The organism is Pseudomonas sp. B21-035 (assembly GCF_024748945.1).
Lineage (GTDB): Bacteria > Pseudomonadota > Gammaproteobacteria > Pseudomonadales > Pseudomonadaceae > Aquipseudomonas.
Window position 1 is genome coordinate 3,453,005 of the sequence record NZ_CP087179.1, and the last position, 21,684, is coordinate 3,474,688.

Annotated in this window: 20 protein-coding genes; 12 read left to right on the forward strand and 8 right to left on the reverse strand. The window is 64.6% G+C overall.

The features are described 5' to 3' along the window. Positions 1 to 11: 11 nt before the first annotated feature. The 3 genes from hydA to preA all read left to right on the forward strand — a co-directional run bounded on the left by hydA (position 12) and on the right by preA (position 4,216). On the forward strand, positions 12 to 1,457 hold the full coding sequence (gene hydA / locus LOY22_RS15650) for a dihydropyrimidinase (protein ID WP_258593854.1): 1,446 nt from the start codon (positions 12 to 14) through the stop codon (positions 1,455 to 1,457). A 117-nt stretch (positions 1,458 to 1,574) separates the two neighbouring features. Then, positions 1,575 to 2,942 (forward strand): NAD(P)-dependent oxidoreductase, encoded by a 1,368-nt coding sequence (locus tag LOY22_RS15655; RefSeq protein WP_258593856.1) that lies wholly within the window; start codon positions 1,575 to 1,577, stop codon positions 2,940 to 2,942. Next, positions 2,939 to 4,216 (forward strand): NAD-dependent dihydropyrimidine dehydrogenase subunit PreA, encoded by a 1,278-nt coding sequence (gene preA / locus LOY22_RS15660; RefSeq protein WP_258597812.1) that lies wholly within the window; start codon positions 2,939 to 2,941, stop codon positions 4,214 to 4,216. Before LOY22_RS15655 ends, preA begins: the two co-directional genes overlap by 4 nt. Before the next feature lie 56 nt (positions 4,217 to 4,272). Here preA and LOY22_RS15665 read toward each other — a convergent pair whose 3' ends face one another. Beyond that, positions 4,273 to 6,180 carry a hypothetical protein gene (locus tag LOY22_RS15665; RefSeq protein ID WP_093381617.1) on the reverse strand — a complete coding sequence of 636 codons (1,908 nt, stop codon included), beginning with the start codon at positions 6,178 to 6,180 and terminating at the stop codon, positions 4,273 to 4,275. 41 nt (positions 6,181 to 6,221) lie between these two features. After that, positions 6,222 to 6,851, reverse strand: a complete 630-nt coding sequence (locus LOY22_RS15670) for a LysE family translocator (protein WP_093381613.1) — start codon at positions 6,849 to 6,851, stop codon at positions 6,222 to 6,224. Between the two features lie 124 nt (positions 6,852 to 6,975). Between LOY22_RS15670 and LOY22_RS15675 the strand changes: the two genes are divergently transcribed. After that, positions 6,976 to 7,359 carry a DUF2784 domain-containing protein gene (locus LOY22_RS15675; protein WP_093381611.1) on the forward strand — a complete coding sequence of 128 codons (384 nt, stop codon included), beginning with the start codon at positions 6,976 to 6,978 and terminating at the stop codon, positions 7,357 to 7,359. On the opposite strand, the gene tam is transcribed toward LOY22_RS15675, so the two are convergent. Then, positions 7,356 to 8,120, reverse strand: a complete 765-nt coding sequence (tam, locus tag LOY22_RS15680; protein WP_093381607.1) for a trans-aconitate 2-methyltransferase — start codon at positions 8,118 to 8,120, stop codon at positions 7,356 to 7,358. The genes LOY22_RS15675 and tam overlap by 4 nt on opposite strands. A gap of 62 nt (positions 8,121 to 8,182) precedes the next feature. Beyond that, positions 8,183 to 9,637, reverse strand: coding sequence for a PLP-dependent aminotransferase family protein (locus LOY22_RS15685; RefSeq protein WP_258593860.1), 1,455 nt, complete (start codon positions 9,635 to 9,637; stop codon positions 8,183 to 8,185). A 90-nt stretch (positions 9,638 to 9,727) separates the two neighbouring features. Between LOY22_RS15685 and LOY22_RS15690 the strand changes: the two genes are divergently transcribed. The 5 genes from LOY22_RS15690 (at position 9,728) to LOY22_RS15710 (ending at position 15,413) form a co-directional block, all read left to right on the forward strand. After that, entirely contained in the window at positions 9,728 to 10,939 is a 1,212-nt protein-coding gene (locus tag LOY22_RS15690) for a multidrug effflux MFS transporter (RefSeq protein WP_258593862.1), read from the forward strand. Positions 10,940 to 10,973: 34 nt separating this feature from the next. Further along, positions 10,974 to 11,453, forward strand: a complete 480-nt coding sequence (locus LOY22_RS15695) for a GNAT family N-acetyltransferase (RefSeq protein WP_045195638.1) — start codon at positions 10,974 to 10,976, stop codon at positions 11,451 to 11,453. A gap of 77 nt (positions 11,454 to 11,530) precedes the next feature. Beyond that, positions 11,531 to 12,352 carry a WG repeat-containing protein gene (locus LOY22_RS15700; protein WP_176794246.1) on the forward strand — a complete coding sequence of 274 codons (822 nt, stop codon included), beginning with the start codon at positions 11,531 to 11,533 and terminating at the stop codon, positions 12,350 to 12,352. 44 nt (positions 12,353 to 12,396) lie between these two features. Beyond that, positions 12,397 to 14,130: a hypothetical protein gene (locus tag LOY22_RS15705; RefSeq protein WP_093381594.1), complete on the forward strand. Its 1,734-nt coding sequence runs from the start codon at positions 12,397 to 12,399 to the stop codon at positions 14,128 to 14,130. Continuing rightward, complete coding sequence (locus LOY22_RS15710) at positions 14,127 to 15,413, forward strand: hypothetical protein (protein ID WP_258593865.1); 1,287 nt, start codon at positions 14,127 to 14,129, stop codon at positions 15,411 to 15,413. The genes LOY22_RS15705 and LOY22_RS15710 overlap by 4 nt, the downstream gene beginning before the upstream one ends. 41 nt (positions 15,414 to 15,454) lie before the next feature. Here LOY22_RS15710 and LOY22_RS15715 read toward each other — a convergent pair whose 3' ends face one another. Then, positions 15,455 to 16,075, reverse strand: a complete 621-nt coding sequence (locus tag LOY22_RS15715; RefSeq protein WP_258593867.1) for a TetR/AcrR family transcriptional regulator — start codon at positions 16,073 to 16,075, stop codon at positions 15,455 to 15,457. Positions 16,076 to 16,234: 159 nt separating this feature from the next. Between LOY22_RS15715 and dkgB the strand changes: the two genes are divergently transcribed. Next, positions 16,235 to 17,038, forward strand: coding sequence for a 2,5-didehydrogluconate reductase DkgB (gene dkgB, locus LOY22_RS15720; RefSeq protein WP_258593869.1), 804 nt, complete (start codon positions 16,235 to 16,237; stop codon positions 17,036 to 17,038). Here dkgB and LOY22_RS15725 read toward each other — a convergent pair. After that, positions 17,035 to 17,277, reverse strand: coding sequence for a DUF2790 domain-containing protein (locus LOY22_RS15725; protein ID WP_045194082.1), 243 nt, complete (start codon positions 17,275 to 17,277; stop codon positions 17,035 to 17,037). The two genes, dkgB and LOY22_RS15725, sit on opposite strands and share 4 nt — an antisense overlap. Before the next feature lie 160 nt (positions 17,278 to 17,437). On the opposite strand from LOY22_RS15725, the gene LOY22_RS15730 reads away from it, so the two are divergent. Together LOY22_RS15730 and LOY22_RS15735 are read left to right on the forward strand one after the other, a co-directional pair. Next, positions 17,438 to 18,868 carry a PLP-dependent aminotransferase family protein gene (locus tag LOY22_RS15730; protein WP_045194083.1) on the forward strand — a complete coding sequence of 477 codons (1,431 nt, stop codon included), beginning with the start codon at positions 17,438 to 17,440 and terminating at the stop codon, positions 18,866 to 18,868. A 102-nt stretch (positions 18,869 to 18,970) separates the two neighbouring features. Beyond that, complete coding sequence (locus tag LOY22_RS15735; protein ID WP_045194084.1) at positions 18,971 to 19,408, forward strand: carboxymuconolactone decarboxylase family protein; 438 nt, start codon at positions 18,971 to 18,973, stop codon at positions 19,406 to 19,408. 47 nt (positions 19,409 to 19,455) lie between these two features. Here LOY22_RS15735 and LOY22_RS15740 read toward each other — a convergent pair whose 3' ends face one another. Both LOY22_RS15740 and LOY22_RS15745 read right to left on the reverse strand, forming a co-directional pair. Next, positions 19,456 to 20,886, reverse strand: coding sequence for a short-chain fatty acid transporter (locus LOY22_RS15740; protein WP_195884437.1), 1,431 nt, complete (start codon positions 20,884 to 20,886; stop codon positions 19,456 to 19,458). Positions 20,887 to 21,021: 135 nt separating this feature from the next. Beyond that, on the reverse strand, positions 21,022 to 21,678 hold the full coding sequence (locus tag LOY22_RS15745) for a CoA transferase subunit B (protein WP_045194086.1): 657 nt from the start codon (positions 21,676 to 21,678) through the stop codon (positions 21,022 to 21,024). Between the last annotated feature and the right edge of the window lie 6 nt (positions 21,679 to 21,684).

Genomic DNA, 21,684 nt, shown 5'->3' on the forward strand with positions numbered 1-21,684 from the left:
AGGAGCATCTGATGACGCTTATGATTCGTGGCGCCACCCTTATTACCCATGAAGAAAGCTACCGCGCCGATGTCTTGTGTGCCGACGGCGTGATCAAGGCCATCGGCCCTGACCTTGAAGTGCCGGCCGGCTGTGAAGTGCTCGACGGCAGCGGCCAGTACCTGATGCCCGGCGGCATCGACCCGCACACCCACATGCAACTGCCCTTCATGGGCACCGTGGCCAGCGAGGACTTCTACAGCGGCACCGCCGCGGGCCTGGCCGGCGGCACCACCTCGATCATCGACTTCGTGATTCCCAACCCGCAGCAGTCCTTGCTCGAAGCCTTCCACCAGTGGCGCGGTTGGGCCGAGAAGTCGGCCAGCGACTACGGCTTTCACGTCGCCGTGACCTGGTGGAGCGAGCAGGTGCGCGAGGAGATGGGCGAGCTGGTGCGCCTGCACGGGGTCAACAGCTTCAAGCACTTCATGGCCTACAAGAACGCGATCATGGCCGCCGACGACACCCTGGTCGCCAGCTTCGAGCGCTGCCTGGAGCTCGGCGCGGTGCCCACTGTGCATGCCGAGAACGGCGAGCTGGTCTATCACCTGCAGCGCAAGCTGATGGCCCAGGGCATTACCGGGCCGGAAGCGCACCCGCTATCAAGGCCCTCGCAGGTCGAAGGCGAAGCCGCCAGCCGCGCCATTCGCATCGCCGAAACCCTCGGCACGCCGCTGTACCTGGTGCACGTCTCGACCCGCGAAGCCCTGGATGAAATTACCTACGCGCGCAACAAGGGCCTGCAGGTCTACGGCGAAGTGCTGGCCGGGCACCTGCTGCTGGACGACAGCGTCTACCGCCACCCCGACTGGCAAACCGCCGCCGGTTACGTCATGAGCCCGCCGTTTCGCCCGCGCCAGGACGGCCACCAGGAGGCGCTGTGGCACGGCCTGCAATCGGGCAACCTGCACACCACTGCCACCGACCATTGCTGCTTTTGCGCCGAACAGAAAGCCGCCGGGCGCGACGACTTCAGCCGCATCCCCAACGGTACTGCCGGCATCGAGGACCGCATGGCAGTGCTGTGGGACGAAGGGGTCAACAGCGGCAAGTTGTCGATGCAGGACTTCGTCGCCCTGACTTCGACCAACACCGCGAAGATCTTCAACCTGTTCCCGCGCAAGGGCGCCCTGCGCGTCGGTGCCGACGCCGACCTGGTGCTCTGGGACCCGCAAGGCACACGGACCATCTCGGCGGCCACGCACCATCAGCAGGTGGACTTCAACATCTTCGAAGGCAAGACCGTGCGCGGCATCCCCAGCCACACCATCAGCCAGGGCAAGCTGGTCTGGGCCAACGGCGACCTGCGCGCCGAGCGCGGCGCCGGGCGCTACATCGAACGGCCAGCGTACCCGGCGGTGTTCGACCTGCTCAGCAAGCGGGCCGAGCATTCCCGGCCGGTCGCCGTTAAGCGCTGAAGAGCATCGCGGGTCAAGCCCGCTCCCACATGTGGGAGCGGCGGTGCGGCGCCCCGACTTGACCCGCGATGGAAGGCAAAGCCTTCGCCAAAAAAATAAAAAAATGAGGAACCCACCGTGATCGATTCCCTCAACCACCTCCCCCGACCGTCCGAGAACAACGCCACCCTCGCCGAACACTTCAGCGACCTGGCGCCAGCGTTGAACGCCCGCCAGGCCGCGCTTGAAGCCTCACGCTGCCTGTATTGCTACGACGCGCCTTGCGTCAACGCCTGCCCCAGCGAGATCGACATCCCCTCGTTCATCCGCAACATCCACCAGGAGAACGTCCAGGGCGCGGCGCAGAAGATTCTCTCGGCCAACATCCTCGGCGGCAGTTGCGCGCGGGTGTGCCCCACCGAGATCCTCTGCCAGCAGGCCTGCGTGCGCAACAACCACCAGGAGTGCGCGCCGGTGCTGATCGGCCTGTTGCAGCGCTATGCGGTGGACCACGCCGAGTTTGCCCAGCACCCGTTCCAGCGCGCCGCCAGCACCGGCAAGCGCATTGCCGTGGTCGGCGCCGGCCCGGCGGGGCTGTCGTGCGCTCACCGCCTGGCCTGGCACGGCCATGACGTGGTGATCTTCGAAGCCCGGGACAAAGCCGGCGGCCTCAATGAATACGGGATCGCCAAGTACAAGCTGGTCGACGATTTCGCCCAGCGCGAGCTGGACTTTGTCCTGCAGATCGGCGGCATCGAGATTCGTCACGGCCAGGTGCTGGGCGACAATCTCAGCCTGGCCGAGTTGCAACAGCAGTTCGACGCGGTGTTCCTCGGCCTGGGCCTGAATGCCGTACGCCAGCTGGGCCTGGCCAACGAGGCAGCGCCGGGCATGCTCGCCGCCACCGAGTTCATCCGCGAACTGCGCCAGGCCGATGACCTAACCTCCCTGCCGGTGGCCGACCGCTGCATCGTCCTCGGCGCCGGCAATACCGCCATCGACATGGCCGTGCAAATGGCCCGCCTCGGTGCCCGCGACGTCAACCTGGTGTATCGCCGTGGCGTCGAGGACATGGGCGCCACCGCGCACGAGCAACACATCGCCAAGGACAACCAGGTACGCCTGCTGACCTGGGCCCAGCCCGAACAAGTGCTGCTCGACGATCAGGGCCGGGTGCGCGGCATGCGCTTTGCCCGCACGCAGTTAAGCGATGGCCGCCTGCAGCCAACCGGCGAGACCTTCGAACTGGCGGCCGACGCGATCTTCAAAGCCATCGGCCAGGCCTTCGATGCCAGCGCCTTGAGCGACAGCAGCGGCCAGCAGCTGGCCCGCGAGGGCGAGCGCATTCGCGTCGACGAGCAGCTGCGCACCAGCCTGCCCGGCGTCTATGCCGGCGGCGACTGCACCCAGCTCGGCCAGGACCTTACCGTCCAGGCCGTTCAGCACGGCAAGCTGGCCGCCGAGGCCATGCATGCGCACCTGATGCTCAATGTGGAGGCTGCATAATGGCTGACCTGTCGATCGAATTCGCTGGCATCAAGGCGCCCAACCCGTTCTGGCTGGCCTCCGCACCGCCCACCGACAAGGCTTACAACGTGGTCCGTGCCTACCAGGCCGGCTGGGGTGGCGTGGTCTGGAAAACCCTGGGCGAAGACCCCGCCGCAGTCAACGTCTCGTCGCGTTACTCGGCGCATTACGGGGCCAACCGCGAGGTCATGGGCATCAACAACATCGAGCTGATCACCGACCGTTCGCTGGAAATCAACCTGCGCGAAATCACCCAGGTGAAGAAGGACTGGCCAGACCGCGCACTGATCGTCTCGCTGATGGTGCCCTGCGTCGAAGAATCCTGGAAAGCCATTTTGCCGCTGGTCGAAGCCACTGGCGCCGACGGCATCGAGCTCAACTTCGGCTGCCCCCACGGCATGCCCGAACGCGGCATGGGCGCGGCGGTCGGCCAGGTGCCGGAGTACGTCGAACAGGTCACCCGCTGGTGCAAGACGTACTGCTCGCTGCCGGTGATCGTCAAGCTGACACCGAACATCACCGACATCCGCCAGTCGGCCCGCGCCGCCCATCGTGGTGGCGCCGACGCGGTGTCGCTGATCAACACCATCAACTCGATCACCAGCGTCGACCTCGAACGCATGGTTGCCCACCCCATTGTCGGCGACATGAGCACCCATGGCGGCTACTGCGGCTCGGCGGTCAAGCCGATCGCCTTGAACATGGTTGCCGAAATCGCCCGCGACCCGACCACCCACGGCCTGCCGATCTGCGGTATTGGCGGCATCGGCAGCTGGCGTGACGCCGCCGAGTTCGTCGCCCTCGGCTGCGGCGCGGTGCAGGTGTGCACGGCGGCGATGCTGCATGGCTTTCGCATCGTCGACGAGATGAAGGACGGCCTCTCGCGCTGGATGGACAGCCAGGGCTACCGCAGCCTCAAGGAGTTCCAGGGCCGCGCCGTGGGCCACACCACCGACTGGAAGTACCTGGACATCAACTACCAGGTGGTGGCCAGGATCGACCAGGCGGCATGCATCGGTTGCGGGCGCTGCCACATCGCCTGCGAAGACACCTCGCACCAGGCCATCGCCAACCTCAAGCAGACCGACGGCAGCCACCGCTACGAGGTGATCGACGCCGAATGCGTGGGCTGCAACCTGTGCCAGATCACCTGCCCGGTACAGGACTGCATCGAGATGGTCCCGCAGGACACTGGCAAGCCGTTCCTCGACTGGCTGCATGACCCGCGCAACCCCTATCGCGAAGCGTCCTGAGGCATAAGGTTACGACCTTGGCGCTGCAAAGCGCCAAGGTCGCCTTGCTCACAAGGCTACTCGGGCTCGAACTCAAACAACGTAGGCTTGCCGTTGATCAGCTCAATTCGGCCAACCTGCCACCGGTTGGCTTCGAGCTGAACAGGCTTGGGATAAAACGTGTGTACATTCGTGCCCAGTGTGACTGTGCAGCAGACATGTTCGGCGGTGAGCTCGCCAACCTTGGAATAGTTGGTTACCACGATATCGTAGCGCCTGTAGTACCAATAAGAGATATCGATGACCTCCATTCCCGGGCCCGTCATTACATCCTGGACAAGACGGGCGTAAGGCGACCTTTCCAGATCGCCCCTGTTTGCGTAACTCACGCTTGGCTGTTCATTGAGCGACGCCTGCGGCATGTTCAGGGCGACATCCAGATCTCCGAGTGCGGCGCTCCAGCTCAGGCATACTTTTCCTGCCCGGCCGCTTGTAAGTTGAGGGCCAGTGTCTTTTGTTAGTGTTTGTGCAGCAACGTCAAGCGTTTCAACGAATAGTGCGTTTTCGATCTGGGTGGCCAGCTTCGGCTGTAGACGCTCCATTTCTGCAGTCGCTTCGCCGATGTAACGAATGCGGCTGACTGCCAGGACTTCATTGGCCGCCACAAGAGCGGCGTGATCTGCCGGACCGTGATTGACCACGAACACATCCGCCTGCGGACAACTGCGCGCATAGTCATCGGCGGCAACGGTAAAGTTGCCGCGGCTGGCGTTCAGGTAATGTTTGCACTCAAGGACAAAACGGGTGTTGCTGTTACGGTCGCCGGCAGAATCGACGCGCAGGATGCGAAAGTCCGGTTGAATACCGACTTTGCGTTTTTTACTGGTCCCTATCAGGTCGGAGCGCAACTCTGCCCAGACATCATACTGCTCACCCTGCCACTGGTAAGACGCCAGCCGGCTACCCCCAAACGCGAAAGACAAGACCCCATTTGCATCGGGATGGAATTGCAGGCTTTCGGTACGCCGCGCTGCAGTTTGCAGCAGAACGCTGCCAACCCATACGGAATAGAGCTCGTGGCGCTTGCGCCATAACGGCAGGTTGAGCAGGTCAAGCAACTCCTTGCGGGTGCGATCGACCCATTGCTCGCGTGTTGTCAGTGCGTCGAGTGTTGGTGTGACGCTCGCCACAATATCCTGGGGGGCGAGCCTGCCCTGGCGGACTCCCTCGACAATCGACCTGAGGTAGAACTCGATTCCGGCATCTACCTGATCGTGGGTTGCCGAGATCCGTGCACGATCCACTTCTGACAAGCTGGGCAACCGAGAGGCCATTAGACCATCCCTGCTTGAAGCCATGCTCCCACACCAGCTTCTAAGATCATTCAGCAATTGCGCAAGACGCAGCACTACATGATCAAATTCAGCATGCTGAGTAGCCGGCATAGGCAGCACCTGGGGAAACCCCTCGCATTTCGTGCTGCCGACCCCCGGCACAAACGATTTCAAGCTATTCCTTAATTCCCAGAGCTGAACGGCCGAAGCTAACTCATACCGCGAAACCAATACCCTTTCCAGCCGCTCAACACTCTGACGAAATGCCTCCAGCGTCGACTTGATAGGATTGCTCACATTCTTGAAGCGAAAAGACACGCTCAGCGGCTGCTGCCCCTGCGCCTCAGCCAGGGCCAAGGTCTGCAGGATATCCTTCATCATCACACCGAAATCGCGCTGGGAGGTCAGTACGGCCACCAGCAAGGTCTCGACGCTGACCTGAGCCAAACCACTGCGCGCATCTGCCTTCAACAGGGCCTCCACCGATGGGTGAGCAACCAGTGAAGGTACCGACGCCAGCAGCGCCTGCTGTACCTGATGGTCAAACTGTACATCACGCCCCGGACGCCGCTTCAGCTTCAGTTCAATACCTGCGCCACTGAGCAGCTCGCGCCACAACGCCTGAGCGCTCACTACCGTGAGTCCATTCATGGTGGTTCCTGTAGATTCGGTTCAAGTGGGGTACCGCGGTTTCAGCGTAGATCACTGCGCCGGTACAGGCTCAAGCCCACTGCCAGCGCCGCCAGCATGCCGGCGCAACTGCGGTTGATCCACTGCATGGTGCGCGCCGAAAAGCGCCGCATGGCGTGCCGCCCGCCATAGGCGTAGACGGCCATCATCAGCCCGTCGATCGCCGCGCTGGTGATCGCCAGCACTAGGTACTGCTCGGCCACCGGTTGCTCGGGGCGAATGAACTGCGGCAGGAACGCCGAGAAGAACAGCAAGCCCTTGGGGTTGGACAAGCCGACGAACAAGGCCCGCAAGAAGGCCGAACGCCCCGTGGCGCCAGCGCTCACCGTACTACGTTGCAAGGCCCCGCTCGGCGCCCGCCAGAGCACCCAGGCCAGGTACAGCAGGTACACCGCGCCCACCCACTTGACCACGCTGAACAGCTGCTCCGAAGCCTGCAGCAACGCCCCCAGGCCACAGCCCACCGCCGCAATCAACACCAGGTCGGAGAGCATCGCCCCGGCCATGCCGAAACCGGCCACGCGCATGCCGTGGGAAGCGCCATTGTTAAGGGCCAGCAGCATCGCCGGGCCGGGGGTGATCATCACCGCGCTGGCGGCGATAACGTAGAGCAGCAGGGTCGAGGCTTCCATGGCGGGCTCCGCGGGCAGAAAGGCCCAAGCATGCCTCGGCCAGACTGATCATGGCAATCGTGCCATCCCGCGAATGCCTATATCATGACGGTTACAGGAATATCCCCGCGAGGAAGGAATCGTCATGCTTTACCGCCTGGGCGCCGATGGTCTGGTGCTGTTTCACTTGTTGTTCATTGTCTTCGTGCTGTTTGGCGGTTTGCTGGTGCTCAAATGGCGCGGTGCGATGTGGTGGCATCTGCCGGCGATGAGCTGGGGCATGGCCGTGGAGTTCTTGCACCTCACCTGCCCGCTCACCGAGTGGGAAAACCGCCTGCGCCAGGCCTCGGGCCTGGCCGGTTATGAAGGCGGTTTCATCGAGCACTACATTTGGCCGATCATCTACCCGGCGGGGCTGACGCCTGGCATCCAGCTGGTGCTCGGCTCGGTGGTGGTGCTGGTCAACGGCCTGGTCTACCTGCGCGTAATGCGCCAGTGGCAGGCGCGGCGTCAGCAGCGCATTGCCTAGCGTGTAGCAACGATAAACAGGCGCGGAAACGGCAACAGCACCGTGCCATCGGCGGCAGGCGGATACGCCTGCTCCATCGCCTGCAGGTAATACTGCAGAAAATCTGCCTGCTCCTGGGCATCCAGCGCCGCCAGATACGGCCGCAATGCCGAGCCCTTGAACCACTCCACTACCGCCGGCGCGCCGCCTGCCAGCGGGTGGTAATAAGTGGTGCGCCAGACGTCCACGCGCCGGCAATGGGGGCTGAGCACATCGTAGTAATAGGCCGCAGTGTGCCGTGGCGGCAGTTTCAGGTCACCGACCTTGCTGGCCCAGCTGCCCAGTTTGGCGATCTCGCGAAGCTGGCGGTGGGCCGGTTCGTCGAGGTTGTCCGGGGTCTGGATCGCCAGGCTGCCACCGGCCCTCAGTTGACGTACCAGCTGCGGGTACAGCAGCGCGTGGTCGGGCAGCCATTGCAGCGAGGCGTTGGCGAGGATCACATCGACACCCTCATCGACGCTCCAGCTAGCGATATCAGCCACTTCGAAGGCCAGCTGCGGCAAACGCTGGCGGGCGGCGGCGATCATGTCTTCGCTGCTGTCCAGGCCGGTCACCTGCGCCTCGGGATAGCGGCTGGCGAGCACTTGCGTGGAGTTGCCCGGGCCGCAGCCCAGGTCCACGGCGCTGGCGACTGTGTGGTTGGGCAGCGCCGCCACCAGGTCGCGCACCGGGCGCGTGCGTTCGTTCTCGAAGGTGCTGTATTGCGCAGCTGACCAGGTCATCGCAGGTTCCTTTAGTGGCCTTGGGAAATCGAGCGTGTCCTAGCATGCCGGTTACCCGCCGATTAAGAAACCTCGCGCAGCAATGCCGCCAGTTTGCGCCCGGCAAAACGCAGCTGCGCATCGCTCAGGGCGGTGAAGCCGATCATCACCGCAGGCCGCAGTTGCACCTGCTGGCAGAAGCTGCCGATCGGTTGCAGTTGCAGGCCCTGGTCGGCGGCGCGCTGGCAAAAATCCTGCTCATCCGCCCCTACCGGCAACCACAGGACAAAGTGCAAACCGGCTTGCTGGCCGCTGACCTCATAACAGCCCGGCGCATGCTCGGCCAGGCAGGCGAGCAGCAGGTCGCGGCGCTGCTGATAGGCCTGGCGCGCCTGCCTCAGGTAGCGTACGAAGCTGCCATTGGCCAGGTACTCGGCCAGGCCCAGTTGCTCGGTAACCCCGACCGCGCCGCCGGTGCCCTGCAGGGTCGAAAGCAACGGTGCGCGCAGGCTCGCCGGCACCAGCATGAAACCCACGCGCAGGCCGGCGAACAGGGTCTTGTTGAAACTGCCGCAGTAGATCACCCGGTCGCCGTGATCCAGGGCCTTGAGCGCCGGCAGCGGTGCGTTGTTGTAGTTGAATTCACTGTCGTAGTCGTCTTCGACGATCCACGCCTCGGCACGCTTGGCCCAGTCCAGCAGCATCAGCCGCCGCGACACCGACAGGGTCACGCCCAACGGCGACTGGTGCGCCGGGGTCACGCAGGCCAGGCGGGCATCCAGGTGACGCTCAAGCGCTTGCGCGTCGATGCCCTCGGCGGTTACCGGCACCGCCACCACCTGCGCCCCGGCCCGCGCAAACAGCGACCTGGCAGTGCGGTAGCCGGGGTCTTCGACGCAGGCCTTGTCGCCCGGGCGGATCACACTGCGCGCCAACAGGTCGATGCACTGGCGAATGCCGCTGGTGACGATCAAGTCCTGGGCAGTGCAGCGGATGCCGCGATAGCGGCGCAGGTAGTCGGCGATCTGCTCGCGCAGGGCCGGCAGCCCGGCCGCATCCGGCGAGCTGAGCAAGGCTGCCGGCGCTGTCGCCAGGGCCTTGGCCAGCGCCTGGGACCAGGCCTTGAGCGGGAACAGCGCCGGGTCGGCCAGGCGCGCGACAAACGGCACACCCACCTGCACACCGGCGCCGCTGGCCGTGCTCGGTGCGCTGAGCGGCTGGCACGCCGGCGCCGCTGCCGGCTCACTGCCAGCAGCGATAAAGGCGTCAGGCACCACTGCACACACCCGGGTACCGGAGCCGGCCACCCGGTTGACATAGCCCTCATCGCGCAGACGCTCGAACACCAGCTCCAGGGTGCCCCGCGACAGCTGCCAACGCTCGGCCAGGGTGCGCGTCGAGGGCAAGCGGCTGCCGGCCGCCAGGCGCTTGTCGAGGATCGCATCGCGCAGGGCGGCATAGGCGCCTTGCTGCTTGCCCTGGGCCAATGCCGTGGGCAGCGGGAGATCGAGGGCGATGGCGGCTTTGCCTGTGCGCATAGTGGTCCAATCAGGTTTGTTCTTAATGGCGCTGCCGATTAAACCACATTGGCCGCTAAGGTCTGCGCATCGATCACAAGGAACCGTTCAATGCCCACCCCCTCCTCGCCCGGCCCGCGAACCTGGCTTCTATTGCTGCTGATGATTGTCTGCCTGCCGCGGGTGGCCCTGGACATCTACCTGCCCGCCCTGCCCGACATCGCCATCGCCCTGCACGCCAGTGATGCCCAGTTGCACCTGACCCTGACCCTGTACATGCTCGGCTACGCCCTGAGCATGCTGATCAGCGGCCCGCTGTGCGACCGTTTTGGCCGCCGCCCGCTGTTGCTGCTCGGCGGCACGATCTACCTGCTGGCAAGCCTTGCCTGCAGCCTGGCCAACAGTGTCGAGGTGATGATTGCCGCGCGCCTGTTCCAGGCCCTGGGCGGTTGCTGCGGGGCGGTGATTGGCCGGGTGATGGTGCGTGATCACTTCGACCGCCAGCAGCAGGGCCAGTTGCTCGGCTACCTGTCGATGGGTATGGCGCTGTCGCCGATGATCGCGCCCGTGCTGGGCAGCCTGATCGAAACCGGCCTGGGCTGGCGCTGGATCTTCCTGCTGCTGACCTTGAGCGCTGCCCTGAGCCTGCTGCTGATCGCCCTGCGCCTGCCGGAAACCCGCCCGCCGCAAGTGGACGGGCAGCGTCAGCAACCGGTGCTGAAGGTCTACCTGCGCCTGCTCGGTGACGGCTACTTCATGCGCTATTCACTGGCGATTGCCTGCGTTTACTGCACCTACTTCCCGTTCATCGCCGAGTCCTCGACCCTGCTGCAACGCCGCCTGGGCCTGAGTTCGGCGCAGTACGCCGCGGTGTTCGCCGTCACCGTCGGTGGCTACCTGGTAGGCTCGCAGCTGTTTCGCCGGCGCAGTGGCCGCTACAGCGCCGATGCCTTGCTCGGCCAGGCCCTGGTGCTCAACCTGGCTGGCGCGCTGCTGCTGATGCTCGCCACCCGGCTGTGGCCCGACGCGCTGCTGGCGATCGTCCTGCCGATGCTGCTGATCATGCTCTCGGTGGGCCTGGCCATTCCGGCCTGCCAGTGGGCGGTGCTGCAGCCTTATGCGGCCATCGCCGGCAGCGCCTCGGGGTTGTTCTTTTTCATCCAGATGGCCTTCACTGCACTGTGCAGCCTGGTCATCGGCCAGCTCTCCGATGGCAGCGCCGGGCCCCTGGCCGGCATGACTGCGCTGGCCAGCCTGGCCTTTGCCCTGGTGCTCAAATGGCTGCGCAGCGAAGCGATGACGCTCAAGGCCGGTTCCGGCTAACATGGGCGATTACCTCACCCGCCGGAAGCCTGCCATGAGCCTGACCATCCGCCCCGCGCGGCGCGAAGACGCCGCCCAGATCCTCGCCTTCATCACCGAGCTTGCCGACTACGAGCGCGCCGTCCACGAAGTAATCGCCTCCCGGGCCGACATCGAACGCACCTTGTTCGACGACGGCGCCAAGGCCCTGAGCCTGATTTGCGAGCGCGACGGCCAGGCCATTGGATATGCGGTGTACTTCTACAGCTACTCGACCTGGCTGGGGCGCAACGGCATTTACCTCGAAGACCTGTACATCACCCCCGAGCAACGCGGTGGCGGTGCCGGCAAGCAGTTGCTGCGTCATATCGCCGTCGAAGCCCTGGCCAACGGCTGCGGGCGCCTGGAGTGGAGCGTGCTCGACTGGAACGAGCCGGCCATCCAGTTCTATAAATCCCTGGGCGCCCTGCCCCAGGATGAATGGGTGCGCTACCGCCTCGAAGGCGCCGGCCTTGAGGCTTTCGCCCGCGGTTGAATGGCTGGGCAAGTGCGGCGCGATCGGCTAAGGTGCGCGCCTTGCCCTTACCTCGCCTTGCCAAGGAATGCACTGAATTGAAGGCCCTCTTTCGCTCCCTCCCGTTACTGTGCCTGGGCGCTGCCCTGGCGGCCTGCAGCGCCACCCCCGCCGACCCGGTCAGTTTCAAGGAAAATGACCTGTATGGCCTTAAAGACCCCAGCGGCAAGGTCATCGTTGCGCCGTCCATCGAGCTGCAACCGGTTTACCACGAAGGCATGGCAGCCGTTCGCATCAACAACAAATGGGGCTACATGGACCGCAAGGGGCAGTTGCTCATCCCGACCCTCTACAAGCGCCCCGGGCCGTTCAGCGATGGCCTGGCAGGCGTCTGCCTGACGTATTCCGAGTGTGGCTACATCGATACCCGGGGCCGCACCGTGGTGCCGTTCGAGTATGACTGGGTAGAGGGTTTCGACGACGCCAAGGATGGCCTGGCGGTAGTCGCCAAAGGCAACCTGTTCGGCATGATCAACCGCAAGGGCGAGCAGGTGATCCCCCTGCGCTTCAGCTCGCGGCCCATTACCGAGAAGGGCTATGTGCTGCTGAACGACAGCGCCAGCAAAAAAAGCGGCCTGATGAACACATCCGGCAAAGTGGTGCTGCCTTTCGAATACGACGGCTTCGCCTACAATACCTGGGGCGGACGGCTGATCAACGACAATCTGCTGAGCGCGGCAAAAGAAGGCAAATGGGGCTTTATCGACCTTAAGGGCAAGGTGGTCCTGCCCTATATCTATGACAGACCCGGTTTTTTTCGCGACGGCCAGGCCATCGTACAACGCGATGGCAAGCACTACCGGATCGACCGCAAGGGCAACGAAACGCCCTTGGAATACGAGCCATTGAAGCTACCCTGAGAGTATTTCCAATGATGTAAGCCTGGTGCACAGGAGTGCTGCCCATGGTCGTCAAAGCCAATAGCCAGACCTTCACCATCCTCGCCCAGGACCCGGCGGTGCGTGATGCCCGCGGCCAGTTGCTGTTCGCCCGGGTCAGCGTGCCGCTGGAAACCCTCGGCCTGGGCCCCACCGGCTACCGCCTGAAGGTGGTCGACTTCGACGCCTCGCGCAACCAGCTGTACCACGCCCACTCCTACCAGCAGGACGCCACCAGCGGCGCGATGATCGACCCCTTCGATCAGCCCGGCGAGGCGCTGCTGGGCAATCCGGCGTTCCACTGCCAGCACGTCTACGCGGTGGTCATGCGCACCCTGGCGCGCTTCGAGATGGCCCTGGGGCGCCGGGTCGGCTGGGGCTTCGAGGGCCACCAGTTGCATGTGGTGCCGCATGCTTTCGTCGAGGCCAATGCCTTCTACTCGCGGGCCGACCGCGCCTTGATGTTCGGCTATTTCAAGGGCCTCGACGGCCAGCACGTGTTCACCTGCCTGTCCCACGACATCGTTGCCCACGAGGCCACCCACGCGATTCTCGACGGCCTGCGCGGCGGCTTCATGAATGCCTCGGGGCCCGATCAGGCAGCCTTCCACGAAGGCTTTGCCGACGTGGTGGCGCTGCTGTCGGTGTTTTCCCTGCGCGAAATCATCGAGTACGCCCTGACCAATGGCGGGCGTATCGAGCTCACCGTACAGGGCGATCGCCGGCTGCTCAACGGCGACCAGCTGAGCCCGCAGAACCTTGCCGAGTCGCTGCTGTTCGGTATCGGCGAAGAGTTCGGCCAGCAACTCGAAGGCCTGCGCGCCAATGCCCTGCGCCGCTCGGTGATGCTGCCGCCGTCGGCGGATTACCTGAGCGACGAGCAGTTCGCCGAAGCCCACAACCGTGGCGAAGTTTTCGCCGCCGCCATGCTTCGGAGCATGCTCGCCCTGTGGGTGGCGCGCCTGGGCGAGCTGGGCAATTTTGGCGACAACCTGTACAACCTGCGCGAAGTGGTTGAAGAAGGCGCCAAGGCCGCCGACCAGTTGCTGACCATCGCCATCCGCGCCCTGGACTACTGCCCGCCGCTGGACCTGGAGTTCGGCGACTACCTGGCCGCCCTGCTCACCGTCGATGCCCAGGTGGCCCCGGACGATTCGCGCTACGACTACCGGTTGATCATCCGCACCACCTTCGAAGCCTTCGGCATCAATCCGCCACCAGCGCGCACCGACAGCGACGGCTGCTGGCACGGCTTTGCCGACAACGGCCAGGTGCAATACCGCAACAGCCACTTCGACTCGATGCTGCGCGACGACGAAGAGGTGTTCCGTTTTCTCTGGGAGAACCGTGCGGTGCTGGGCATCGACGAGCGCGCCTACACCGAGGTGGTGTCGGTGCGCCCGAGCATCCGCCTGGGCACCGACGGCCTGCTGCTGCGCGAGAGCGTGTGCGAATACATCATGAAGGCCAACATCTTTGGCGCCGAGCTCAAGAGCGTGTGCAACATCAGCCCGCGCCCGGCCTGGATCAAGACCACCGACGCGCTCACCGTCTACGGCGCCGGCACGCTGATTTTCGACCAGTACGGGCGCATCAAGTATCACGTCCAGCGCCCGCTCAACGACGGCCAGTGGCAATTGCGGCGCTTGAGCTACCTGGCAGGTCTCGATACCAGCGAGCTGGACCTGCGCAACCCGTTGGCGCAACTGCACCGCCAGCGCGCCTGGCAGGTCGGCCCATTGCGCGAGGAGCAAGCATGAACCCGACCAGCCTGACCCTCTATGCCTACCAGGTCGGTTTTGGCGACTGCTTTTTGCTGCGTTTCAACTACCCCGGTGACGTACGCCGCCATGTGCTGATCGACTTCGGCTCCATGGGCATGCCCAAGGGCGTTGCACAGGGCCAGCGCCTGCTGGCAATCGCCGAAGACATCAAGGCCAAGTGCGCGGGCAAGCTCGATGCGGTGGTCGCCACCCACCGGCACGCCGACCATATCAGCGGCTTTGCCAGCAATCGCGCCGGCACGGCCAGTGGCGATGTTATTCGCAGCCTGGCGCCGGAGCTGGTGCTGCAACCCTGGACCGAACAGCTGGAGCTGGCCGAAGACGCCATTGCCCCCGAGCAACCGGGCCTGCGCGGCGCGCGCAGCATGGCCCAGACCCTCAAGAGCATGAATGCCCTGGCCAGCGCCGTGGTCAAGCTGCTCGACCAGGGCAAGCATGGGTTGTCCGCAGAGCTGGCCAGGCGCCTGGGGTTTATCGGCGAAGACAACATCTCCAACGCCAGCGCGGTGAACAACCTGGCGAGCATGGGCAAGCGCAACGCCTATGCCTTTTTTGGCAGCGAAGATGCCCTGGCCGAACTGTTGCCCGGTGTGCGTACCCATGTTCTCGGCCCGCCCACGGTCGAGCAGAGCGCCTCGATCCGCAAGCAGCGCAGCCGTGACCCGGCCGAGTTCTGGCACCTGCACCGGCAACTGGTCGATGCCCAGGTCACTGCGCCGGACGACGACCCCGGGCCCTTTGCCGACTACCCGGCGACCCGTGGCAGCAAGCTGCCGATGAGCACCCGCTGGATCGCCCGGCGGGTGCGCGAAGCCCGTGGCGAGCAGTTGCTGCAGATCGTCACTGCGCTGGACAAGCAAATGAACAACACCAGCCTGATCCTGCTGTTCGAGGTGGCGGGCAAGAAGCTGCTGTTCCCGGGCGATGCGCAGATCGAGAACTGGAGTTACGCACTGAGCCAGCCGGACATTCGCGCGTTGCTGGCAGACGTCGACCTGTACAAGGTCGGCCACCACGGCAGCCTCAATGCCACGCCAAAAAGCCTCTGGGGCGGCTTCAACAAACGCGGCAAGGCTGGCATGCCACAACGCTTGACCAGCGTACTGTCGACCATGCCCGGCAAGCACGGCAACCCCGAGGCCGGCACCGAAGTGCCAAGGCGGCCGTTGCTGGAGGCGCTGGGCAAGGAGAGCGAGTTGCACAGCACCGATGGCTTGGAGCCGGGAAGCTTGTACGAGGAGATCGAGTTCAGCTTTTGACGATCAGGGCCCTATCGCTAGCTTGCCAGCGATGCTTTTAATCAGGGCTCAAGCCCGATCCCCCTGAGGATCACACTGGTCACCGTCTGTACCGCCCGTTCGAACTGCAGCTCCGTCAGCGGTTGGTGATCGTTGAGCAGCCCGACCTGGTGGCTGAAGTCAGCGTAGTGCTGGGTCGAGGCCCAGATCATGTACAGCAGGCCCGAGGGCTCCACCGCCAGGATCCGCCCGTCTTCGATCCACTGGCGGATCTTCGCTTCTTTCATTTTCGCCCAGTCGTACAGTGGGTCGTCCAGCGCCGCGCCGAGGTTCGGCGCACCATGGATGATCTCGTTGGCCCAGACTTTGGAGCCATGGGGCCGGGTGCGCGAATGGTTCATCTTGGCGCGGATGTAGCTGCTCAGCACGATGCGCGGATCGTCATACAGTTCAAAACACAGGGCATCCTGCTTCCACACATCGAGCAGGCCGAACAGCACCGCCTGGTACAGCTCGGCCTTGGTGCTGAAGTAATAGTGCACGTTGCTGCGTGGAAGCTGCGCGGCCTCGGCGATGTCGGCCATGGCGGTGCCGGCGAAGCCTTTTTCGGCAAAGACCTTTTCCGCTGCCAGAAGGATGTTGTCAACGTTGCGTTGACGAATGCTGAGCTTGTGCTGGGCCATGGCCGAATCCGTTGCGACTGACCCTGCAAGGCTACCACTGCCGGAGCATTCGTGCGCTGCAAGCAAAAAGCTTGTGCGGCAACGGGCATTTTTCTGCGCGGGCACAGTCGCAATACTGCACGTCTTGTTTATCAACGCTCGCACCGGAGGAACCCGCTCATGACTATTCCCGCCCTTGGCCTTGGCACCTTCCGCCTCAAGGACCAGGTAGTGATCGATTCGCTGGCCACCGCCCTCGAACTCGGTTACCGCGCCATCGACACCGCGCAGATCTACGGCAACGAAGCCGAGGTCGGCCAGGCCGTGGCCGCCAGCGGCATCGACCGTGACGAGCTGTTCATCACCAGCAAGATCTGGACCGAGAACCTGGCCGCCGACAAGCTGATCCCCAGCCTCAAGGACAGCCTGCACAAGCTGCGCAGCGACTACCTCGACCTGACCCTGATCCACTGGCCATCGCCCCAGGGCGCAGTGCCGGTCAGCGAGTTCATGGGCGCCCTGGCCGAAGCGCAAAAGCAGGGCCTGACCCGGCAGATCGGCGTGTCCAACTTCACCATCGACCTGCTGCGCCAAGCCATCGAGGTGGTCGGAAAGGACGCCATCGCCACCAACCAGATCGAGCTGCACCCGTACCTGCAGAACCGCAGGCTGGTGGACTTCATGCACCGCCAGGGGATTGCCGTGACCTCGTACATGACCCTGGGCTACGGCAAGGTCCTGCACGACCCGGTGATCAAGCAGATCGCCGCGCAGCACGGCGCCACCCCGGCGCAGGTGACCCTGGCCTGGGCCCTGCAGCTGGGTTATGCGGTGATCCCGTCCTCGACCCGGCGCGAGAACCTGGCCGGCAACCTCAAGGCCCGCGAACTCAAGCTCAGCGCTGACGACATGGGCAGGATCGCCGCCCTCGACAGCGGCCTACGCCTGACCAGCCCCGAGAGCCTGGCGCCAGCCTGGGACTAACCGCGGTCGGTGCAGACCCGGGCCAGTTTCAGGTACTGCAGGCTGTGTTGCCGGCCCGCGGAGTCGACATAGACCATGCTGGCCAGCACCACCTCGCAGGTGTCGCTGGCCGGTTCGCTCAGCTGCAGCACCCGGGCGACATCCACGGGCATGCCATAGTGATAGACCGGCACCGGTGTGGCGGCCTGGGCCGTCGCCGCCAGCAACAGGCTCAAACCCGGCAGATAACGCAGGCTCATGGTGATTCTCCTGTGCACGCAAGCGGTTCGCCGCAGTGCCGGCGAACCTCGACCTGTTGAGTGTGGCGCGCTGCGGGCATAGGCGTTGCACCAGGGGATCAACGGCAGCGAATCAGGTAACCTGAACGCCAGACAAACGCCTGCGGATACGCCCCTCACCATGGAACTCCACATCAGCCTGCAAGGCCGCAAGGGCCTGGCCGAGCAGCTTTACCAGCAGTTGCGCGACGGCATTGACAGCGGCCGCCTGGCGGCCGGCACGCAACTGCCCCCCAGCCGCCTGCTGGCCGAGCAACTGGGGGTGTCGCGCAAGACCGTGGCCGAAGCCTATTCGCGCCTGACCTACGACAACCTGCTCAGCGGCCAGGTCGGCAAAGGCAGCTTTATCACCCCTGCCGCCACCCGCAACCCACCACCCAGTACCAGCATCCCCCTGGCCAGCGCCGCCACCCTGGCCAAATGGCAGGCCCGGGCCAACCCGCTGGCTGACCTCAAACTGCCGATGTTGCGCTACGACTTTATCGGCGGCGCCTCGAGCAAGGTGCAGTTCCCCTTCGATGACTGGCGCCGCTGCAGCCAATACGCCCTGCGCCAGATCCGCCACAGCAGCGCCCGCTACAGCGCCCACCAGGGCCTGCCGGAGTTGCGCGAGGCGATCGCCCGGCATATCGCCTTCGCCCGCGGCGTGCGTTGCAGCAGCCAGGACGTGGTGGTCTGCAACGGCGCCCAGCAAGCCCTGGACCTGATCACCCGGGTGCTGGTCGAACCCGGTTGCCAGGTGGCCATGGAAGACCCCGGCTACACCCCGGCGCGCCAGTTGTTCCTGGCCCAGGGCGCCGAGCTGCAATGCGTGCCGGTCGACGCCGAGGGCATGTGCGTCGAGCAGATCGCCGAGGGTACACGGCTGATCTACGTCACCCCGTCGCACCAGTTCCCGCTGGGCATGCCGATGAGCCCGGCGCGCCGCCAGGCCTTGCTCGAACGTGCCGCAGCGCTGGGCGCGATCATCATCGAGGACGACTACGACAGCGAGTTTCGCTATGAAGGGCGGCCCACCGACTCGTTGCAAAGCCTCGACCGCCACGGCCTGGTGGCCTATGTCGGGACCTTCTCCAAAACACTGTTGCCGGAGCTGCGCCTGGGTTACTGCATCGTCCCCGAAGCGCTGCGCGAGGCGATCTGCATCGCCAAGCAACTGACCGACTGGCACACCCCGACCCTCAACCAGTGGGCACTGGCGCAGTTCATCAGCGAAGGCTCGCTGCAAAAGCACATCCGCCGCGTGCATGAAGTCTATGCCGCGCGCCGCGAATGCATCCTGGCCCGCCTGCAGGGTGATCTTGCGCCCTGGTTCGAGGTAGTGCCGGCCACTGCCGGTTATCACCTGAGCGCCCTGGCCCGGGGCGAGCTGGATGTCGAGTTTCTGATCAGCATGGCGCGCAAGGTCGAGGTCGGCCTGTATTCACTGGCGCCCTTCCATGCCCGCGTGCCGGTGCGCCAGGGCCTGCTGCTGGGCTTTGGCGCCATCGAACGGCTGGACATCGACCCGGCCCTGGACCGCCTGCGCGACGTGCTCCAGGCCCTTGACTGATTGGCCTCCTGACAAAGGGCAAAATTGGCTATTCGAGTACGCCGTACCTGGCGCTAAGGTAGCGCCATCGCCGCCTGTGGCGGACCTTAGCGGAGAGCAGCAATGAGCAATCGTATCGAATGGGCCAAACACTCGCCTGAAGCCTACAAAGCCATGGTCGGCCTGGAAATGGCCCTGGGTAAATCGGGGCTTGAGAATTCGCTGCTGGAGCTGGTGCGCCTGCGTGCTTCGCAAATCAATGGCTGCGCCTACTGCGTCAACCTGCACGCCAACGATGCACGCAAAAGCGGCGAAAGCGAAGCGCGCCTGCAGACCCTGAGCGTCTGGGACGAAACCGAATTCTTCAGCCCGCGCGAGCGGGCGGCACTGGCCTGGGTCGAAAGCCTGACCCGCCTGCCCGACCAGCGCGCCCCGGAGCACCAGTACCGCGCGCTGCTCGAACACTTCAGCGAAGCCGAAGTGGTCAACCTGACCCTGGCCATTGCCACCATCAACGCCTGGAACCGCTTCGGTGTCGGCTTTGCGATGATTCCTGGCTGATCTGTGTTTGGACACAGACTGTGGGAGCGGGCCTTGCAGTGTTTCAATCAGCCCGCCGGGGTCGGCATCACCGGCGGCGTGTACTGCAAGGTGGTGCCGAGGATCCACAGCAGGAACAGCACCAGCGGCACGTGCACCAGCAACTGCACGAACGAGAAGCCGATCAGGTCGCGCGCCTTCAGGCCCAGCACGCCCAGCAGCGGCAGCATATAGAAAGGGTTGATCAGGTTCGGCAGCGCCTCAGCGGCGTTGTAGATCTGCACCGCCCAGCCCAGGTGGTACTGCAGGTCGTTGGCCACCAGCATCACGTACGGTGCTTCGATGATCCACTTGCCGCCGCCCGAGGGGATGAAGAAGCCCAGCACCGCCGAGTACACGCCCATCAGCAAGGCATAGGTGTCGTGGGTGGCGATCTGTACGAAGAAGGTCGAGATGTGGTGCGCCAGGCTCTGCGCATCGGCGCCCTGGACCTGGGTCAGGATCGCCGCGATCGAGCCGTACAGCGGGAACTGGATCAGCACCCCGGTGGTGGTCGGTACCGCACGGGCCACGGCATCGAGGAAGCTGCGCGGGCGCCAGTGCAGCAAGGCACCGGCCATGATGAACAGCAGGTTGTAGGTGTTCAGCCCGGAAATCGCGGTGATCGCAGGTTTGGTCGAAAACTCGTTGTACAGCCAGCCAGCGGCCAGGGCCACCAGCAGCAGGATCAGGATCGGGCTGTACTCCAGCCACTCGCCCGGGCGGGTGCGCTGCGGTGTTGGCGGTGCCGAGAAGCTTGGGTCGACGCCGCAGGCTTCGGCGCTGCGGGCGCTGTTGGGGCCCGGCGCAGTGGCATAGGCCACGACCAGCGAAACCACCACCAGCGCGGCGAGCATCACCCCCGACTGCCAGAGGAAGATGGTCTCGGTGAACGGGATCACCCCGGTGATCGCCAGGATCGACGGCGGCAGGCTGGCCGGGTTGGCCTGCAGTTGCGCGGCCGAAGACGACAGGCCCAGGGCCCACACCGCACCCAGGCCCAGGTAGGCGGCGGCACCGGCGGCGCGGTAGTCCATTTTAAGGTCGGTGCGCCGGGCCAGGGCGCGCACCAGCAAACCGCCGAACACCAGCGACAGGCCCCAGTTGAGCAACGAGGCGACCATCGAGATCAACGCCACCCAGCACACCGCCGAACGACCGTTGTTGGGGAGGCGCGCCAGGCGGTCGATCAACTTGACCGCAGGTGGCGAGCTGGCCACCACGTAACCGCCGATGACCACGAAAGCCATCTGCATGGTGAACGGGATCAGGCTCCAGAAACCGTCACCGAAGGCCTTGGCGGTATCGGTGGGTTTGCCGCCCATGGCGAGGGCAGCGACCGACACCAGCACCACCGCCAGGGCGGCGAACACCCAGGAGTCAGGGAACCAGCGTTCGGCCCAGTTCGAGCAACGCAGGGCAAAACGGGCGGAGCGGCTGTCTTGGATATCAGCGGCCACGGGATTTTCCTTTTATCGTTATTTTTCTGGAACAGCCAAAAGCCCCATCGCGGGGCAAGTCGGATCGCCGCACCGCCGCTCCCACAAATACCTGTAGGAGCGAGCTTGACCCGCGATGGGGCCCGAAAGCACGACTCAGAAGGTCATTTCTTTAACATCATCCGCCACAATCAGCTTGCCCGCGGTCTTTTCGATGATCTCTTCAACCGTCACCCCCGGCGCAGTCTCGCGCAGGATGAAGGCGCCGTTCTCGATCTCAAGGTATGCCAGGTCGGTGAGCACCTTGCGGATGCAGCCGGCGCCGGTCAGCGGCAGGCTGCAACGCGGCAGCAGCTTGGACTCGCCGTCCTTCGAGGCGTGGGTCATGGTGACGATGATGTTGTCGGCACCGGCCACCAGGTCCATCGCCCCGCCCATGCCCTTGACCAGCTTGCCGGGGATCATCCACGAGGCGATGTTGCCTTGCACGTCCACTTCAAAGGCGCCGAGCACGGTGAGGTCGACGTGACCGCCGCGGATCATGGCGAAGGATTCGGCCGAGTTGAAGATCGAGGCGCCGGTGCGGGCGGTGACGGTCTGCTTGCCGGCGTTGATCATGTCGGCGTCCAGCTGCGCTTCGGTGGGGAATTCCCCCATGCCCAGCAGGCCGTTTTCCGATTGCAGCATTACGTCCATATCGGCCGGGACGTAGTTGGCCACCAGGGTCGGGATGCCGATGCCGAGGTTGACGTAGTAGCCATCCTTGAGTTCACGGGCTACACGTTGGGCCATTTGTTCGCGGGTAAGTGCCATGGTCAG

Excerpts from the sequence above, each read along its gene's own strand:
- LOY22_RS15715 (WP_258593867.1), bottom strand. The coding sequence starts at position 16,075 with ATGGCCCAGCACAAGCTCAGCATTCGTCAACGCAACGTTGACAACATC.
- LOY22_RS15690 (WP_258593862.1), top strand. The coding sequence starts at position 9,728 with ATGCCCACCCCCTCCTCGCCCGGCCCGCGAACCTGGCTTCTATTGCTG.
- LOY22_RS15665 (WP_093381617.1), bottom strand. The coding sequence starts at position 6,180 with ATGAATGGACTCACGGTAGTGAGCGCTCAGGCGTTGTGGCGCGAGCTG.
- LOY22_RS15670 (WP_093381613.1), bottom strand. The coding sequence starts at position 6,851 with ATGGAAGCCTCGACCCTGCTGCTCTACGTTATCGCCGCCAGCGCGGTG.
- LOY22_RS15730 (WP_045194083.1), top strand. The coding sequence starts at position 17,438 with ATGGAACTCCACATCAGCCTGCAAGGCCGCAAGGGCCTGGCCGAGCAG.
- LOY22_RS15695 (WP_045195638.1), top strand. The coding sequence starts at position 10,974 with ATGAGCCTGACCATCCGCCCCGCGCGGCGCGAAGACGCCGCCCAGATC.
- LOY22_RS15735 (WP_045194084.1), top strand. The coding sequence starts at position 18,971 with ATGAGCAATCGTATCGAATGGGCCAAACACTCGCCTGAAGCCTACAAA.
- LOY22_RS15685 (WP_258593860.1), bottom strand. The coding sequence starts at position 9,637 with ATGCGCACAGGCAAAGCCGCCATCGCCCTCGATCTCCCGCTGCCCACG.
- hydA (WP_258593854.1), top strand. The coding sequence starts at position 12 with ATGACGCTTATGATTCGTGGCGCCACCCTTATTACCCATGAAGAAAGC.
- tam (WP_093381607.1), bottom strand. The coding sequence starts at position 8,120 with ATGACCTGGTCAGCTGCGCAATACAGCACCTTCGAGAACGAACGCACG.
- dkgB (WP_258593869.1), top strand. The coding sequence starts at position 16,235 with ATGACTATTCCCGCCCTTGGCCTTGGCACCTTCCGCCTCAAGGACCAG.
- LOY22_RS15725 (WP_045194082.1), bottom strand. The coding sequence starts at position 17,277 with ATGAGCCTGCGTTATCTGCCGGGTTTGAGCCTGTTGCTGGCGGCGACG.
- LOY22_RS15705 (WP_093381594.1), top strand. The coding sequence starts at position 12,397 with ATGGTCGTCAAAGCCAATAGCCAGACCTTCACCATCCTCGCCCAGGAC.
- LOY22_RS15710 (WP_258593865.1), top strand. The coding sequence starts at position 14,127 with ATGAACCCGACCAGCCTGACCCTCTATGCCTACCAGGTCGGTTTTGGC.
- LOY22_RS15745 (WP_045194086.1), bottom strand. The coding sequence starts at position 21,678 with ATGGCACTTACCCGCGAACAAATGGCCCAACGTGTAGCCCGTGAACTC.
- LOY22_RS15675 (WP_093381611.1), top strand. The coding sequence starts at position 6,976 with ATGCTTTACCGCCTGGGCGCCGATGGTCTGGTGCTGTTTCACTTGTTG.